Source organism: Yoonia sp. R78084 (assembly GCF_044595625.1).
In the GTDB taxonomy this organism is placed as follows: Bacteria; Pseudomonadota; Alphaproteobacteria; order Rhodobacterales; family Rhodobacteraceae; genus Yoonia.
Window position 1 is genome coordinate 1,392,147 of record NZ_CP138993.1, and the last position, 16,563, is coordinate 1,408,709.

Consider the following 16,563-nt stretch of genomic DNA (forward strand, 5'->3'; position numbering starts at 1 on the left):
CGCTGACCTACCCCGCGCGCCTGCAGTGTCAACTGCTTAGAAGAAATGCTGCGCGGAAATTACCGCATACATGCCGTACATGGCCGTAAAGAACAGCGCGATCATACTGACCACCTGTGTCCAGAGCCGCACGCGAAACAGCCTTTGCACCAGGTCACGCCCGTGCAGTGGTGCTGCGTTCAACTGATGTGCCAGACGCATGTTCATCACCATGATCAACGTCAGCGGCGCGGCCAGTGCCAAAAGCCCCTGCGCAAGTTCCATACGGTAGAAGATGCTCAGGACCACAAGAACACTCAGGCTGAAGGCGACCATCATCGTAATGGCGACGCCAAGATATGCGTTTAGCTCAACAATCCGCCGGACGTTCACATACACAAGCGCTTCAAGATCGGCCAGATGCGGGGCGTCCAGTTTGCGCGCCCGGAAAAGCACATCAAAAGGTACGCCAAGTAACCAATTGCTGGCCACGGCAAACGTGACCATCACAGCCATCCAGTACCAGAGGCTGCCGAACGTCTGAAAATCAAGTAACCGGAGCAGCGCAATCGTCGATTCCAAGCGTCTTATCCATTTGTCTCTGCGTATTTGGCCGGAACCTAGCGCCCGGGGCCGCACTTGCCCAGCCTTGTGATGGCGCAAAATCCGTGGCACCAAGAAATTCACGTCATTTGAGGCCACAGACCATGAAACCGATCGTTGCACCTTTCCCTGCCACACGTCTGCGCCGGATGCGCCAGAGCCCTGCCTTGCGCGCCCTGTCCCGCCAGAACACGCTGACGGTGGATGATCTGATCTGGCCGGTCTTTGTGATGGACGGCAAGGATGAAGAAACGCCGGTAGCATCTATGCCCGGCGTTGTGAGGCGCACGGTTGACCGCGTCGCGCTAGCCGCAAAAGAGGCGCAAGCCCTTGGCATTCCGGCGATTTGTATTTTCCCCTATACAGGCATGGAGGCGCGAACCGAGGACTGTGCCATGGCATGGGACCCCGACAACCTGACCAATCAGGCAATCCGCGCGATCAAGGATGCAGCCCCTGATATCGCGGTCATGACCGATATCGCGCTTGATCCCTACAACATCAACGGCCACGACGGTTTCGTCGAGAACGGCGAAATCGTGAATGACCGGACCGTTGAGGCTCTGGTCAAAATGGCGCTCGCACAGGCCGCTTCAGGTGCGGATATTCTGGGCCCGTCCGATATGATGGACGGACGGATCGCAGCAATCCGCACGGCTTTGGAAGCCGAAGGGCACCAGAATGTGACGATCCTGAGCTATACCGCCAAATATGCCTCGGCCTTTTATGGCCCTTTCCGTGATGCGGTGGGCGCGTCTTCTGCGCTCACGGGCGACAAGAAAACCTATCAGATGGACCCCGGCAACAGTGACGAGGCCTTGCGCCTTGTGGCCCGTGATCTGGCCGAAGGGGCCGATATGGTCATGGTCAAGCCGGGGATGCCGTATCTGGATATCTGCCGCCGTGTGAAGGACAATTTCGGCGTGCCGACCTATGCCTATCAGGTCAGCGGTGAATACGCGATGTTGCAGGCTGCGGCCCAGAACGGATGGCTTGATGGTGAGAAGGTGATGATGGAAAGCCTTTTGGCCTTCAAACGTGCCGGATGTGACGGGATCCTGACCTATTTCGCACCTGCAGCGGCAAAAGTCCTGAATGGTTAATCATATTTTTGCGCCCGCGCGTTCTGTCCCGCACCATTTGAAGGGCGAACTTTGGCGCGCAGGGCACCTTGAAGGGTGACACCGCTGTGATCCTGCCCTATAAAAATGTGCATAAGGGTCGAAAAACGGCCCCATCACAGGCAATAGGCGGATATATCATGAGTAATTTGACAAGGCGCAGCTTTGCGCTGGGAACTTTGGCAGCGTCAACGCTGGCAGCATGCAGCAATGGCATCGGCAGCCCCGGTGGTGCGACAATTGACGCGCGCGTCGACAGCACGCTGAACGGTATGTTCCAACAGTATCCGGGCACACGTGATCTTGCGGCGCGGGCTTCGGGGCTCTTGGTGATGCCCTTGGTGACCGAAGTCGGCCTCGGTGTAGGCGGTTCATTCGGCCGTGGCGCATTGCGCGTCGGCGGGTCGACGGTTGACTATTATTCGGCCACATCCGGCAGTGCGGGTTTCCAGATTGGTGCACAACAGTTCAGCCATGTGCTGTTCTTTATGACGCCAGAGGCGCTGATGGAATTCCGCCAAGGCCCCGGTTGGGCCGCTGGCGCGGACATGGAATACGCGTTCCGCGATCAAAGCGAGATGATCCGCGCCGAGACGACAACCTCCTTGGCTCCGGTCATTGCCGTGGTTTTTGCGCAGACAGGTTTGCGCGTCGGCGCGACACTGGAAGGCACCAAATACACGCGCATCATTCCTTAAGCGCGCAACCGCTTTCCGGCGGGGTCAAACGGTGGCTCCGCCAGAACGACACCGCGGTGTGGTTTGCCAAGGATCATGACGTCAACAGCGGTGCCTGCGGGCACGTTTTTGAGATAGCCCAAGGCAAGTGATTTCCCGACGCTATAGCCGTAGGTGCCAGAGGTGACACGCCCGACCGGCGTGCCGTCCGGCAAGAAAATCGGCTCACCGCCCGATGCATCCGCATCGGTGACCTCAGTCACCTCAATGACCTGCAAAAGTTCGCGCGGCGCATTGTCTTTGATCTTCAAATAACGGCTTTTGTTGAGAAAATCCTTCCCAAGCTTGATCAGGCGATCCAGCCCCACCTCTTGCGGCCAGTATTCCGGCGAATACTCGCGGCCCCAACTGCCATAGCCCTTTTCGATCCGGAGCGACATCAGTGCCCGCGATCCCACCGGCCCTGCGCCCAGATCGCGCCCTGCCACGAGCAGCGCCTTATAGAGCTGCAACTGATCCGCTTGCGCACAATGCAGCTCCCAGCCCAGATCACCGGAAAAGGACACCCGCAGCGCGACGACATCGACGCCAGCGACCGTGATCTGTTGCGAGCGCATGAAGGGGAATGCGTCATTACTGAGGTCCGCGTCGGTCAGTTTGGCCAGCAAAGCGCGTGATAGTGGCCCCGCCACGTTGAAGCCGCACATCGTATCGGTGCGGCTCTCGAATGTTGTGCCTGCCGGCAATGGCACCGCACTCCAGAACCGCTGGTGATAGCGCTCTGCCGCGCCACTGCCGATGATCATGAAGGCATCCTCGGCCAGCCGCGTGACCGTGAAATCCCCTGCGATGCCGCCGTTTACGCCAATGAGCGGCGTCAGGCACGACCGTCCGACCGCTTTGGGCATATGATTGGCAAAGACGGCGTTCAACCAATCCGCGGCGCCGGGGCCTTTGACGAAGTATTTGGCGAAGTTTGATATATCAATAATCCCGGCGGTTTGGCGCAGCATCCGCGCCTCACGGCCCACAGGTGCGAACCAGTTCTGGCGGGTGAACCCATTTGTCTCGCGCACATCAGGCGCATCGGCGAACCAGAGCGGATGTTCCCAGCCGTAGTTCAGGCCAAAGACCGCGCCCATAGCCTTTTGCATCTCATAGACAGGCCGTGTGCGCACAGGCCTTCCTGCGCTGCGCTCCTCATTGGGAAAGTGGATCGCAAAACGTTTGGCGTATTGGTCGCCGACGCGGGCTTTGGTGAATTTCGCATCCGCCCAAGGACCGAAACGCGCCACATCCCACGCGAACATGTCATAATCGCTTTCGCCGTTGATGATCCACTGTGCTGCCATCAGGCCCATGCCGCCCGATTGGCTGAATCCCGGGATAATGCCGTTGCAGCAGAAGTAATTGCGCAAATCAGGATGCGGACCGTAAAGGACGTTGCTGTCAGGTGACCAGATCATCGGCCCGTTGATGACGCGCTTGATCCCCGCCTCGCCCACTGCCGGTACGCGGGCGATGGCGCGCATCATATTGTCTTCGATCCGTTCCAGATCATCGGCAAACAATTCATGGCCAAAGCCCTGCGGTGTGCCGTCTTCGGCCCAGAAGCGCACGTCTTTTTCATAGGCCCCCACCAAAAGGCCCTGCCCTTCCTGACGCAGGTAATATTCCCCGTCACGGTCCGCGACCGAAGGCAAGCGTCGGTCCAGTGCGGCGATCTGGGGGATCGTTTCGGTGACAAAATACTGATGCTCGGTCGGCAAAAGCGGCAAGGTGATGCCTGCCAGTTGCGCCACTTCGCGCCCCCAAAGCCCAGCGGCGTTGATGACCCATTCGGTGTGGATATTGCCTTTGGGCGTCTCGACAATCCATGTTCCATCCGGCTGCGGGACAGTCGCCGTCACCGGCGTAAAGCGGTGAATCTCGGCACCGCGCTGGCGCGCGCCGATGGCATAGGCGTTGGTCACACCCGAAGGATCGACATTGCCGCCGTCGGGTTCGAACATGATGCAGCGAATGCCATCAAAATCGACCAGCGGGTGCAGGCGTTCAGCCTCGGCGCGGTCAACTTCGTGAAAATTCATCCCGTAGAATCTGGCCTTGGCAGCCTGCAATCGCAGTTGGTGTTCGCGCGCTTCGGTTTGCGCCAGATAGAGCGATCCGGGCTGGAAGACGCCGCAAGACTGGCCCGTTTCCTCTTCCAGCGCCTTATAGAGGTTCATCGTATAATGCTGGATGCGGCTGATATTGGTGCTGTCATGCAACCCGTGGATATTCGCCGCCGCATGCCATGTAGAACCGGATGTCAGTTCATCGCGTTCCAGAAGAACAACATCGGTCCAGCCAAGTTTGGCGAGATGGTAGAGAATAGAACAACCGATCACACCGCCTCCGATTACAACAGCTTGGGCATGGGTGCGCATCGACAGAACCTTTCGTTTGATGACATGTCCACCGTCTGCAATGGTAAGAACAAGCGATAGCTGCCGACCGACACCTTTTGTCGTTTTCCGAACCGTCAGCGGTTTTTTCAGCGCGAGACATACGACGCCGCAATGAGGAGTGCCCGAGATGGCCATCATCCCGATCCTGATCCTTGCAGCAGGCCGGTCCCGCCGGATGCGCGGGCGTGACAAGCTGTTGGAAGATGTCGATGGCCTGCCGCTTCTGCACCGCCAGATTGCAAAGGCAGAGGCCACAGGTCAGCCGGTTTTTGTGGCCGTCCCCCCCGATGCTATCGCCCGCCGGGCGATCATTGAAGAAAGCAAGGCAACAGCTTTGATCGTCGCGGATGCAGATGAAGGCTTGTCCGCAAGTCTGCGCAGTGGCGTGGCGCAATTGCCAGATGCACCGGCCTTTTTGGTCATGCTGGGCGATCTGGTGGCCCTTGAGACCGCAGATCTTCTGGCGGTTCTAGGTGCCCGCAACGCGGCCCCTGATGCCTTGATCTGGCGGGGCACGTCCGCTGACGGAAAACCGGGGCATCCTATCCTGTTCGATGCATCATTGCGGCCCGATTTTGCAGGTCTTGCGGGCGATAAAGGCGCGGATGCGCTCGTGAAAAAACACACAGGTGCCACGCATCTTGTCGCGCTGCCGGATGCACGCGCGCGGTTCGATCTTGATACGCCGGAAGACTGGGACGCCTGGCGATTGACTAGGACGTGAACAAAAGGGCCGCTTCACGCTTGCCCAAAGTCCGGCGTGCTGCGCGATAGGCGGCAAGCCCCTCTTCAGTTGCCAACTCGGGGAACAGTGTAAAGAGTTCTTCGCGCTGATCCTCGTCAAAGCCCTTGAGTGTGTGGTCGCCGGGCTGGAAGCTCTCGCTCCATGCCCCGTCAGCAAGTACGATCTCGTGATTTTCGCACATCATGTGGATATAGGTCACATAGGGCTGATCCGAGACTGATACCCCGTCAATTGCCAGCATATATTTGGCGGGCACGAGAATTTCGGACTGGCCAAAATAGAGTTCGGCCTTGTGCGACGTGATCAGGACACGGTGGGTCGGCGACACCATCATATCCCGTTCCGGCATTCCGTCGCCAAGCGCGCCGGCAGCGATGAGAATAGGCCGCAGTTGTGGCGCTTTTTTCAACTCCATGAAATCGAGCCGCTTTTGACCAACCCAGTTGATGGTTTGAATACCGTTGTCGCGGGTCAGAATACGGTCGCCTGCTTTCAGCGTTTCGACCGCGACCTCGCCCCGTGGCGTCGCAATCATCGTCCCGGGGGTAAAGCAAGGCACCACGCGCTCAATTTCGGGAGAGGTGTTGACGAAATCAGCGCCTGCACCTGCATCCGTGTTGTCGCTATCAATGTCGGTTGACAGCACGTTTTGCGTATCTCTCGTCATTTCAAACCAGCCTCAATATCCGCAGGCATCTGACCACTCTTCTCAACATCGCGGCGAAACCCCACGTCGGGCCCGCGCAAATTCAACTCTTGAACCAAGCCCAACAACAGGCCGCTACGAACACGTCGGCACGAGACCAACAATCCGGATTTTCTATCGCGCCGTTTGTCTATACCGACGCGCGTCACAGTCTCAATTTGATGGGTATCCCGACGGCTAAAATACTATCTAAGCAAAAAGACATAGATGCACCGTTAAAGGAAAGACCCTCTGTGCTCAAACATGACAAATTTGGCTAAATTATGCTCATGTTGTGTCTTTCCTGTAGAAAGTCACAACCGCTGGTAGATAGGTGCGGACTGGTCATACAAGCAGGACCAGTGGTGCCGATGGAGAGACTCGAACTCTCACGATATTGCTATCGGGGGATTTTAAATCCCCTGCGTCTACCATTCCGCCACATCGGCAACAGCGCATCTCCTAATATGCAAGCCAGGGCGCGTCAATCGCGATTTACGACAAACGGTTGGTAGTAAACGGATCGCAATCCGCGAGGTTTCCGCCATCCAGTCCGCGCTGGAGCCACGGTTGCCGTGCCATGCGTCATGGTATGAGGTTCCACACGCTGACCTGCGTCGCGGAGTGTCATCGCGCACTTCGCGGGTCGTTTTCACATTGGTGGCGCATGCAGCCATTCGCCCCTGCCCGCCACGATAATACAGAGGGACAATATGCCAACGCGCATAACACAAGCTTGACGATAGGGGCACTTCATGGCCTAAGGCAGAAAACCACCGGGCAGACGATGTTACGCAGGCTTTACAACTGGACCATATCAAGCGCGCAATCGCCCTACGCCCTTTGGGTGTTGGCGTTTGTGTCCTTTATTGAATCCTCGTTTTTTCCTATCCCGCCCGATGTGCTGATGATCCCGATGATTATTGCACGGCCTTCGCGTGCCTTCCTGATTGCGGCCGTCGCCACCATTGCATCTGTCGCGGGTGGCCTGTTCGGCTATTACATTGGCGCTGTCTTGATGGAGACGATCGGCCAGCCGATACTTGAGCTTTATGGCAAGGGTGACAGCTTTGCCGAGATGTCGGCGGTCTTCAATGAATATGGCGCATGGGCCGTGGTGGTGGCAGGTGTCACCTTCCTGCCGTTCAAGGTGATCACGATCGCCTCTGGTGTCACCGGTCTGCCCTTGTCCGTCTTTATCGTGTCGTCCATTTTTGCACGTGCGCTGAGGTTCTTCCTTGTTGCTGCACTTTTGTGGAAGTTCGGCGCTCCCATTCGCGACTTTATCGAACGTCGGCTGGGGTTGGTGTTCATCGTCTTTTGCGTGCTCCTGATCGGAGGATTCGCTATGATCGGGCTGTTATGACCAGAAACCTGATGATCCTGTTGTCTGCGGGTGGATCTGCCGCATTGCTGGCCGGCGCCTTCCTGTTTCAGGCGCTTGGATATCCGCCCTGCGCGATGTGTCTGTGGCAACGCTGGCCCCATGCGGCAGCAATCCTGATCGGTATGCTGGCCTTGCGGTTTCCGGGCCGTTTTCTGCCTTTGCTTGGGGCATTGGCCGCCGCGACAACCGCAGCGATTGGCGTGTTTCACACCGGCGTAGAACGTGACTGGTGGGAAGGCCCCAGCAGCTGTACCGGCGGAAGTAGCCTCGAAGGGTTGACCGGCGCGGACCTTCTAAGCGTCGCAGGCCCGCGCGTTGTCATGTGTGATCAGGTCAGCTGGGAGCTGTTTTCGCTCTCCATGGCCAGTTGGAACGCGATCTTGTCGCTTGTGCTGATGATCGGCTGGATCATCGCGTTCCGGCTTAGCGCCGCGTCGACAACAAAAGATTCGTCTCGGATCGCGTAACGCCGTCCAGACGCCGGATCGCAAAGAGCGCCTGATCGAACTTTTCCAGCGTGTCGGTCCCGATCTCGGCGATCAGATCCCATGTACCATTTGTGGAATGGACGGCCTGCACCTCGGTCATCCGCTGCAGTTGCTTCATCACCTTTTCGGCCCCGCGTCCGGCGATTTCCAGCATCATCAGACCGCGCACAGGGTCAGGCCGCACGTCTGACCGTGTGAGCACTGTAAACCCCGCGATCTCGCCCCCCTGGACCAGCCGGTCAAGCCGCACGCGCACCGTGCTGCGGGTGACACCAAGCTGCGCGGCAAGCTCTGACAGCGATGCGCGCCCGTTGCGTTTCAGCGCCGCGATCAAGTGAGCATCCAGTTCGTCCATTCCTATTATCCATTTTGGCTAATCCATTTACATTTTGCACAATTTGCTGGCTTAACCCACCCCCTGTTTTGGGCAACACTCCGGCCATGACACAAAAACACTGCATATTGATTGGCGCCCCTGTGGACTGTGGCAAACGCCGCCAGGGCTGCCTGATGGGCCCCGACGCCTACCGCACCGCCGGCATTGCCGAGGCAATCACGAAACTTGGCCATACGGTTGAGGATGTGGGCAATCTGGCACCAGCCGATGTGACTGTCGCTGCCCCGAAGAACCCGCTGGTGCATAAACTGGCGGAAAACGTCGGTTGGACCCAGACCTTGATGGCCGCCGCACAAGAGGCCGCCCCGCGCGGGATGCCCATTTTCCTTGGTGGTGATCACGCTTTGGCCGCTGGCACCGTGGCGGGCATGGCCGCACATGCGCAAAAGCTGGGCCGCCCTTTCTTTGCGCTTTGGCTTGATGCCCATAGCGATATTCACACGCCCGACACCTCTGACAGCGGTAATCTGCACGGCACGCCCGTGGGTTACGTGACTGGGCGCGACGGGTTCGATGCCTTCCCGCCCCTGCCCGCGAAGGTTGAGACGCAGAACATCTGCATGATCGGTCTGCGTTCGGTCGATGAGGCAGAACATGCGGTTCTTGCGGGCGGTGATGTTGAACTGGTCGATATGCGCCGGATCGACGAGGAAGGCATCAGCACCCCTCTGAAAGCATTTCTGGAGCGTGTCGCGGCTGTCGATGGCATGCTGCACGTATCGCTGGACGTCGATTTCCTTGATCCCTCTGTCGCCCCTGCCGTCGGCACCACTGTGCCCGGCGGTGCGACCGTGCGCGAAGGGCATCTAGTAATGGAAATCCTATCGGACAGTGAACTCGTCACCTCGCTCGATCTGGTTGAGCTGAACCCCTTCCTTGATGACCGCGGCACCACTGCAAACCTGATGGTCGATCTGACCGCCTCACTCCTCGGCCGTCGCGTCTTTGACCGCCCAACACGAGACAAAAAATGAGTTTGAAAGCATCGCAGCGGGCCATGGTGCCTTTCGTCAGCGTCGATAACATGATGCGTCTGGTGCATCACATCGGGATCGAGGCGTTTCTGGCCGATCTTGCCGCCGAGATCGTAGCGGATTTCGCCCGCTGGGAACTCTTTGATAAAACACCGCGTGTCGGTAGCCATTCGGACGTGGGTGTTATCGAGTTGATGCCAACGTCTGATGGTGAATTCTACGGCTTCAAATACGTCAACGGCCACCCCAAGAACATGAAAGAAGGCCTGCAAACGGTCACCGCTTTTGGCGTGTTATCCGATGTCTATAGCGGCTATCCGGTGCTATTTTCCGAAATGACGATCCTGACGGCATTGCGCACCGGTGCGATGTCGGCCGTGGCAACAAAGCACCTTGCATCCAAAGACGCCAAGACGATGGCGATGATCGGCAATGGCGCGCAGTCGGAATTCCAGTGCCTCGCAATCAAGGCGGTTTGCGGGATCGACACTATCCGCCTCTATGACATCGACAGTGCCGCGACAGAGAAATGTGCCAAGAACCTTGCCGGTCTTGGCTTTCACATCACCCCCTGCACAACGCCGGAAGAGGCGATTGAAGGTGCCGAAGTGATCACTGTGGCCACTGCCGACAAAGACATGCAAACCATCCTGACCGACAATATGGTCGGTGCGGGCGTGCATATTAATGCCATTGGCGGCGACTGCCCGGGTAAGACCGAACTGCACCGCGATATCGTCGCGCGGTCCTCGGTCTTCGTCGAATACCCGCCCCAAACGCGGATTGAAGGTGAAATCCAGCAGATGCCCGCCGATCACCCCGTGACCGAGCTTTGGCAGGTGATCACTGGCGCGCAGACTGGGCGCAAATCGGCGAGTGAAGTCACGCTTTTTGACGGTGTCGGCTTTGCCATCGAGGATTTCAGCGCACTGCGCTATGTGCACCGCAAAATCCAGGATACGCCTTTCTATATTGATCTGGACCTGATCGCAGATCCTGATGATCCGCGTGATCTTTTCGGGATGATCAAACGCGCGGGATAGGCGGAATTTTGTGAATTTTGATTATCTATCTTTTCGAAAGAATTTGCTGCGATTACTTTGGGCAAAGAACGAAGAAGGTATTCTTGAATGCATAAACGCGCCCTTGTTTTGACCGCACTGATTGGCCTCCTCGCACTGGCGGCATGCAGTGCGCCTGCCCGTGATATTCCGCTTGTGCCACAACCGACGCCGGGACAATTCTAACGCTTAATGATAGGTAAATTCGCCTGTCACATGGCGCCATTCACCTGGGCTGATCATCTTGCGGTGGACAAAACGGACTGAATGGAGCGGCCCTTCCAGCTCTTTGCGCCAAAAGCTGATGAAATTCAGAAGCTTGTCGTGGTCGGGTGCCAGATCATAATCCTGCCAGACAAAGGTGTTCAGGACATGCGGATAGTCTGGCATGTGATAGAACATCTCGGCTGTGGTGAGCCCGTAGCCCTTCAACATCAATTCGGTTTCGGATGGCATGTTTTTTCCTCTGCTCTGGTGAACCTCAGCCTGATGATTCCACGGGATAAATTTATGTCAACAAAAACAAAATGTTAGCAGCACGTGCCGGTGGCTGCTAATGCCGGATAGCATCCATCATTGCACCCCACATCAAGTGTCTGATAGAGTAGGCGCAACCAGATGTAGCAGTCCAAAAACCAACAGGCGGATCACGTGAACGATACCCCAGAAACACCTGAAAACGATGAAGAAAACCCGCCCATGCGCCCTGCGTATGAGGGGCCTTCTGTCACGATCGAGCATGAGCTGAAGACCAGCTATCTGGATTACGCCATGAGCGTCATCGTGTCGCGCGCGATTCCGGATTTGCGGGACGGTCTGAAACCGGTGCACCGTCGTATCCTCTATGCGATGCACGGCACGGGCAACACGCCGGACAAACCCTACCGGAAATCTTCGCGACCTGTGGCCGAGACAATGGGTAAATATCACCCCCACGGTGACAGTGCGATCTATGACGCGCTGGTGCGGATGGCGCAGGATTTCTCGATGTCGCTGGTGCTTTTGGACGGTCAGGGTAACTTTGGTTCCATGGATGGCGACCGCGCGGCGGCTTATCGCTATACCGAGGTGCGGATGGACCAGCCGGCTGTCTATCTGCTGGCGGATATCGACAAGGACACTGTCGATTTTCAGGACAACTACGACGGTAAAGATCGTGAACCGACGGTTTTGCCTGCACGTTATCCCAATATGCTGGTCAATGGCGCGGGTGGTATTGCCGTGGGTATGGCCACGAATATTCCGCCCCATAACCTTGGCGAGGTTGTCGATGCCACGCTTGCGCTGATCGACAACCCCGATATGTCGTCCGAGGAACTGATCGAATATATCCCTGCCCCCGATTTTCCGACCGGCGGGATCATTCTCGGCCGCGCGGGTGCGCGCAAAGCCTATCTGGAAGGCCGCGGGTCCGTGATCGTGCGCGCGAAAACCGTGGTCGAGGAAATTCGCAAAGACCGCTATGCCATTGTGATCAATGAGATTCCCTATCAGGTGAACAAGGCTGCGATGATCGACAAGATCGCCGAGGCCGCCCGCGACAAGAAGATTGAGGGCATCGCCCATGTGCAGGACGAATCCGACCGCAATGGCGTGCGCGTTGTGGTCGAACTCAAGCGCGATGCCACAGCCGAAGTGGTACTAAACCAGCTCTTTCGGTTTACGCCGATGCAAACCTACTTTGGCTGTAACATGCTGGCGCTGAATGGCGGCAAGCCTGAACAGTTGACCCTGCGCGCCTTCCTGACCGCTTTCGTGGATTTCCGCGAAGATGTGGTGGCACGCCGCACTGCGTTTGAATTGCGCAAGGCGCGTGAACGCTCGCACCTGCTCTGCGGTCTGGCCGTGGCTGTCACCAATATTGATGAGGTTGTGGCGACCATCCGGTCTTCTGCCGACGCCGCAACCGCACGCGAAAAGCTGATGACACGCCGTTGGCCCGCCGAGGCGATCCTTGAATATATCAAGCTGATTGATGACCCGACCCACCCCGCAAACGAGGATGGTACCTATAACCTCTCCGAGGCGCAGGCGCGCGCGATCCTTGAGTTGCGCCTCCAGCGCCTGACACAGATCGGTGTCAAAGAAGTCACCGACGAGCTGCAGGAACTGGCTGGCAAGATCCGCGAATACCTTGAGATTCTGGGCTCACGCGAACGCATCATGCAGATCATCCGTGATGAGCTGACCGAGGTGCGCGATCTTTTCGCCGTGCCGCGCCGCACCGAGATCGTCGACTGGTCGGGCGATATGGAAGACGAGGACCTGATCGAAAAAGAGGACATGGTCGTCACCGTCACCTCGGGCGGCTATATCAAACGCACCGCCTTGGCCGATTTCCGTGCGCAGCGGCGTGGCGGTAAAGGCCTGTCGTCCATGGCCACCAAAGAAGAAGACGTGGTGACCACCCTCTTCGTCGCCAATACGCATACGCAGCTGTTGTTCTTCACGACCGACGGCATGGTTTACAAGCTGAAAACATGGCGTCTGCCACTTGGCAGCCGCACCGCCAAGGGCAAGGCAATCGTAAACATCCTGCCGATCCCGCCGGGTGTTTCCATTGCTGCGATCATGCCTGTGGACCGCCCCGAGGAAGAATGGGACGATCTGCAAGTGGTCTTTGCGACTTCGGCAGGTACTGTGCGCCGCAATAAGCTGTCGGATTTCACCAATGTCATGCGCAACGGCAAGATTGCGATGAAGTTCGAGGATGAACACGCCGACACCACGCTGATCAACGCGCGCATAGCGTCGAACGATGATGATGTGATGCTGGTCACCGACAGTGGCCGCGCGATCCGCTTCCCCGCGACCGACGTGCGCATTTTCAACTCGCGCAGTTCGGTGGGTGTACGCGGGATCCGTCTGCAAGGCGACGACAAGGTCGTGTCCATGTCGATCATCCGCCACTTCGAGGCCGAGGCCGAAGAGCGCGCCGCCTATCTGAAAATGCGCCGCGCAATGGCTGGTCTGGCCGATGATGCGGAGGTCGATGACGAGGAAGAGGCCGTGGCCGGTGCGATCAGCCCCGAACGCTATGCAGAGATGTCTGCAGCCGAAAACCTGATCCTGACGATCACGGCAAAAGGGTCCGGCAAGCTGTCTTCCAGCCACGACTACCCTGTGCGCGGACGTGGCGGCATGGGTGTGGCAGCGATGGACAAGGCGATGCGCGGCGGGCCGTTGGTCACATCCTTCCCTGTGGAAATGTCCGATCAGATCATGCTGGTCACCTCGACCGGCCAGTCGATCCGTGTGCCGGTTGAGGGGATTTCCTTCCGCTCACGCGGGGCTGGTGGCGTCAAAGTGTTCGACACCGGCAAGGGCGAAACGGTTGTCAGCGTGGCCTGGATTGCCGACCAGGGCGAGGATGAGGAAAACCCCGTCACAGAATAACGCAAAAGGCCCGCAGATTGTCGCGGGCCTTTTCTTTTGCGGGGCTGCGGATTAGATCACGCCTATGGATAAAACACTCAATATCATCGGCGGCGGCATGGCCGGATCAGAGGCAGCATGGCAGGCGGCGAACGCGGGCCTGAAAGTTGTCATTCACGAAATGCGCCCCAAGGTGGAAACCTTTGCACATCGCACAGGCAACCTTGGCGAAATGGTCTGTTCCAATTCGTTCCGCTCGGATGATCATGAACAAAACGCTGTCGGATTGCTGCACTGGGAAATGATGCAGGCCGATGGGCTGATCATGCACACCGCCCACAAACACCGCCTGCCTGCCGGTGGTGCACTGGCGGTGGACCGTGATCCGTTCGCGGAAAGCGTGACAGCGGCGCTCAAGGCCCATCCCAATATTTCTGTGTCTTATGAAGAGATTACGGCACTTCCTGAAAGCGGAAACTGGATCATTGCCACGGGTCCGCTGACCTCGGGCGCCTTGGCCGAGGCCATTCAGGCCGAGACAAGTGCCGAGGCGCTTGCCTTCTTCGATGCGATTGCGCCAATTGTTTATCACGAGAGCATCAACATGGATGTGGCGTGGATGCAGTCGCGCTATGACAAGGGCGAAACCGAGGCGGAACGCACCGCATACCTGAATTGCCCGATGACCAAAGCCCAGTATGAAGCGTTTATTGATGCGCTCTTGGATGCCGAAAAGACCGAATTCAAGGAAGGCGAAACCGCTGGCTACTTTGACGGCTGTCTGCCGATCGAGGTGATGGCCGAACGCGGGCGCGAAACCCTGCGCTTTGGGCCGATGAAACCCGTCGGCCTGACCAACGCCCATGATCCGCAAAACAAGCCCTATGCAGTGGTACAATTGCGCCGCGATAACGCATTGGGCACGCTCTATAACATCGTGGGCTTTCAGACCAAGATGAAGTACGGCGCGCAAAAGGCTGTTTTCAAAATGATTCCCGGCCTTGAGGATGCGGAATTCGCGCGGCTGGGTGGGATCCACCGCAACACATTCATCAACTCACCCACCTTGCTGGACGATCAAATGCGCCTGCGCAGCCGCCCCAATATCCGCTTTGCGGGGCAAATCAACGGCGTTGAAGGCTATGTCGAAAGTGCTGCCATGGGCCTTTTGGCGGGGCGGATGGCGGTGGCGGAAATGACGGGGCGCAGCCTTGCACCGGTCCCGAACACGACAGCCATGGGCGCCTTAGTGACCCACATCACCGGCGGCGCAGAGGCCAAGACCTTTCAGCCGATGAACGTGAATTTCGGGCTGTTCCCGCCACTTGATGGTGTGAAAAGCGGGCGGCGTGGCCGCAAAGAGCGCTACAAAGCCTATACCGACCGCGCCAAAACTGACTGGCAGGCGTGGCTGGGCCAGACGATGCTAGACGCCGCCGAATAGCGTGCTGACGCGGTTTGCCCCATCGCCCACCGGCCCTTTGCATCTTGGACACGCCTATTCGGCGTTGACCGTCTGGCAGGTTGCCCGCGATCTGGGTGGCACCGCCCTCTTACGGATCGAGGATACCGACAGCACGCGGGTGCGGCCTGCACATGAGGCCGGTATATATGAAGATCTCGCGTGGCTTGGCCTGACATGGCCGACACCGGTGCGCTGCCAGTCCGACCATTACGCGGAATATGACGCGGTTCTTGATCAGCTCGGCAAAGAAGGCCTGATTTATCCCTGTAGCTGTACGCGCCGCCAGATTGCAGATGCAGGCGCCAAACCGGGTGCGGACGGGTTGGTTTACCCCGGCACGTGTTGTCACCGCAGTATGGCGGATGCACAACCCGGTGACGGGCTGCGTCTGGATATCGCCAAGGCCTTGGCGCGGATCGACAGGCCGTTAGGATATGATGAGACGGGCGCAACCACGTCCAAAAACATCACCAATGACTTGCTGCTGGGGACCATCGGCGATCCGATCTTGCGGCGCAAGGATACGGGCGATCCGGCCTATCATCTGGCCTGCGTCGTGGATGATGCGCTGCAGGGCATTACACATGTGGTGCGCGGCATGGATCTGCGTGATTTGACGCTGCTGCATGTGCTGATGCAGGCGCTCTTGGACTATCCAACGCCAGTCTATCATCACCACGCACTGATTACGGACGCGGATGGCAAGCGGCTTGCAAAGATTGATCACGCCAAGGCGCTGGCTAAATACCGTGCCGAAGGTCTGAGCGTGCAGGACATCAAGGACATGATCGGCTGGCGCGATTAATCAGTGATCTCGTTACCATCGCGCACGGCAGTGAAAAAGCAGCTGCGCGCGCCAGTGTGACAGGCAGGCCCCGTCTGGTTGACCCGCACCAAGAGGCAATCACGGTCACAATCCACGCGGAAATCCACCAGTTCCTGCGTATGGCCGCTGGTTTCACCTTTGATCCAGAAGGCCTGACGTGAACGCGACCAATAGGTGACGCGCCCCGTTTCAAGCGTCTGCGCCACCGCATCGGCGTTCATCCACGCCATCATCAGCACCTCACCGGTTGCAGCATCTTGTGCAATCGCGGGGATCAGGCCTGCGTCGTTATAAAGCAGGGTCACGGGATCGAAGGGCATATCAAAAACC

16 protein-coding genes and 1 tRNA gene are annotated in these 16,563 nt (G+C 58.0%); 10 read left to right on the plus strand and 7 right to left on the minus strand.

Annotation, left to right across the window (positions count from 1 at the left end):
- Nucleotides 1-36: 36 nt before the first annotated feature.
- Nucleotides 37-561, minus strand: a complete 525-nt coding sequence (locus SJY29_RS07165) for a hypothetical protein (RefSeq protein WP_400088256.1) — start codon at nt 559-561, stop codon at nt 37-39.
- 125 nt (nt 562-686) lie between these two features.
- On the opposite strand from SJY29_RS07165, the gene hemB reads away from it, so the two are divergent.
- Together hemB and SJY29_RS07175 are read left to right on the plus strand one after the other, a co-directional pair.
- Nucleotides 687-1,685, plus strand: a complete 999-nt coding sequence (hemB, locus tag SJY29_RS07170; protein WP_400088258.1) for a porphobilinogen synthase — start codon at nt 687-689, stop codon at nt 1,683-1,685.
- Between the two features lie 158 nt (nt 1,686-1,843).
- Nucleotides 1,844-2,401 carry a YSC84-related protein gene (locus SJY29_RS07175; protein ID WP_400088261.1) on the plus strand — a complete coding sequence of 186 codons (558 nt, stop codon included), beginning with the start codon at nt 1,844-1,846 and terminating at the stop codon, nt 2,399-2,401.
- Here the strand turns inward: SJY29_RS07175 and SJY29_RS07180 are convergent.
- Nucleotides 2,398-4,809, minus strand: coding sequence for an FAD-dependent oxidoreductase (locus SJY29_RS07180; RefSeq protein ID WP_400088264.1), 2,412 nt, complete (start codon nt 4,807-4,809; stop codon nt 2,398-2,400). The two genes, SJY29_RS07175 and SJY29_RS07180, sit on opposite strands and share 4 nt — an antisense overlap.
- A 148-nt stretch (nt 4,810-4,957) precedes the next feature.
- Between SJY29_RS07180 and SJY29_RS07185 the strand changes: the two genes are divergently transcribed.
- Nucleotides 4,958-5,554 carry an NTP transferase domain-containing protein gene (locus tag SJY29_RS07185; protein WP_400088266.1) on the plus strand — a complete coding sequence of 199 codons (597 nt, stop codon included), beginning with the start codon at nt 4,958-4,960 and terminating at the stop codon, nt 5,552-5,554.
- Here the strand turns inward: SJY29_RS07185 and SJY29_RS07190 are convergent.
- Both SJY29_RS07190 and SJY29_RS07195 read right to left on the minus strand, forming a co-directional pair.
- A complete protein-coding gene (locus SJY29_RS07190) occupies nt 5,544-6,242 on the minus strand; it encodes a Hint domain-containing protein (RefSeq protein WP_400088268.1) in 699 nt (232 codons plus the stop codon). The two genes, SJY29_RS07185 and SJY29_RS07190, sit on opposite strands and share 11 nt — an antisense overlap.
- Before the next feature lie 381 nt (nt 6,243-6,623).
- Nucleotides 6,624-6,709 (minus strand) — tRNA-Leu (locus SJY29_RS07195).
- A gap of 338 nt (nt 6,710-7,047) precedes the next feature.
- Between SJY29_RS07195 and SJY29_RS07200 the strand changes: the two genes are divergently transcribed.
- Together SJY29_RS07200 and SJY29_RS07205 are read left to right on the plus strand one after the other, a co-directional pair.
- Nucleotides 7,048-7,626 carry a YqaA family protein gene (locus tag SJY29_RS07200; RefSeq protein ID WP_110278806.1) on the plus strand — a complete coding sequence of 193 codons (579 nt, stop codon included), beginning with the start codon at nt 7,048-7,050 and terminating at the stop codon, nt 7,624-7,626.
- The gene (locus SJY29_RS07205) at nt 7,623-8,114 is read left to right on the plus strand and encodes a disulfide bond formation protein B (RefSeq protein WP_400088271.1); all 492 of its coding nucleotides are present in this window, start codon (nt 7,623-7,625) and stop codon (nt 8,112-8,114) included. Before SJY29_RS07200 ends, SJY29_RS07205 begins: the two co-directional genes overlap by 4 nt.
- On the opposite strand, the gene SJY29_RS07210 is transcribed toward SJY29_RS07205, so the two are convergent.
- The gene (locus SJY29_RS07210) at nt 8,071-8,490 is read right to left on the minus strand and encodes an Lrp/AsnC family transcriptional regulator (protein ID WP_110278808.1); all 420 of its coding nucleotides are present in this window, start codon (nt 8,488-8,490) and stop codon (nt 8,071-8,073) included. The genes SJY29_RS07205 and SJY29_RS07210 overlap by 44 nt on opposite strands.
- A gap of 86 nt (nt 8,491-8,576) precedes the next feature.
- Here SJY29_RS07210 and rocF point away from each other — a divergent pair, with 86 nt between their 5' ends.
- A complete protein-coding gene (rocF, locus tag SJY29_RS07215; RefSeq protein ID WP_400088274.1) occupies nt 8,577-9,506 on the plus strand; it encodes an arginase in 930 nt (309 codons plus the stop codon).
- Nucleotides 9,503-10,549 (plus strand): ornithine cyclodeaminase, encoded by a 1,047-nt coding sequence (locus SJY29_RS07220; protein WP_400088277.1) that lies wholly within the window; start codon nt 9,503-9,505, stop codon nt 10,547-10,549. The genes rocF and SJY29_RS07220 overlap by 4 nt, the downstream gene beginning before the upstream one ends.
- Before the next feature lie 207 nt (nt 10,550-10,756).
- Here the strand turns inward: SJY29_RS07220 and SJY29_RS07225 are convergent, their stop codons facing one another.
- A complete protein-coding gene (locus tag SJY29_RS07225; RefSeq protein WP_055685746.1) occupies nt 10,757-11,023 on the minus strand; it encodes an usg protein in 267 nt (88 codons plus the stop codon).
- A gap of 195 nt (nt 11,024-11,218) precedes the next feature.
- Between SJY29_RS07225 and gyrA the strand changes: the two genes are divergently transcribed.
- The 3 genes from gyrA (at nt 11,219) to gluQRS (ending at nt 16,212) form a co-directional block, all read left to right on the plus strand.
- A complete protein-coding gene (gene gyrA, locus SJY29_RS07230) occupies nt 11,219-13,963 on the plus strand; it encodes a DNA gyrase subunit A (protein ID WP_400088279.1) in 2,745 nt (914 codons plus the stop codon).
- A 64-nt stretch (nt 13,964-14,027) separates the two neighbouring features.
- On the plus strand, nt 14,028-15,386 hold the full coding sequence (trmFO, locus tag SJY29_RS07235) for a methylenetetrahydrofolate--tRNA-(uracil(54)-C(5))-methyltransferase (FADH(2)-oxidizing) TrmFO (protein ID WP_400088282.1): 1,359 nt from the start codon (nt 14,028-14,030) through the stop codon (nt 15,384-15,386).
- A gap of 1 nt (nt 15,387) precedes the next feature.
- The gene (gene gluQRS / locus SJY29_RS07240) at nt 15,388-16,212 is read left to right on the plus strand and encodes a tRNA glutamyl-Q(34) synthetase GluQRS (protein ID WP_400088284.1); all 825 of its coding nucleotides are present in this window, start codon (nt 15,388-15,390) and stop codon (nt 16,210-16,212) included.
- Here gluQRS and hisI read toward each other — a convergent pair.
- Complete coding sequence (gene hisI / locus SJY29_RS07245) at nt 16,209-16,553, minus strand: phosphoribosyl-AMP cyclohydrolase (protein WP_400088287.1); 345 nt, start codon at nt 16,551-16,553, stop codon at nt 16,209-16,211. The genes gluQRS and hisI overlap by 4 nt on opposite strands.
- Nucleotides 16,554-16,563 lie beyond the last annotated feature (10 nt).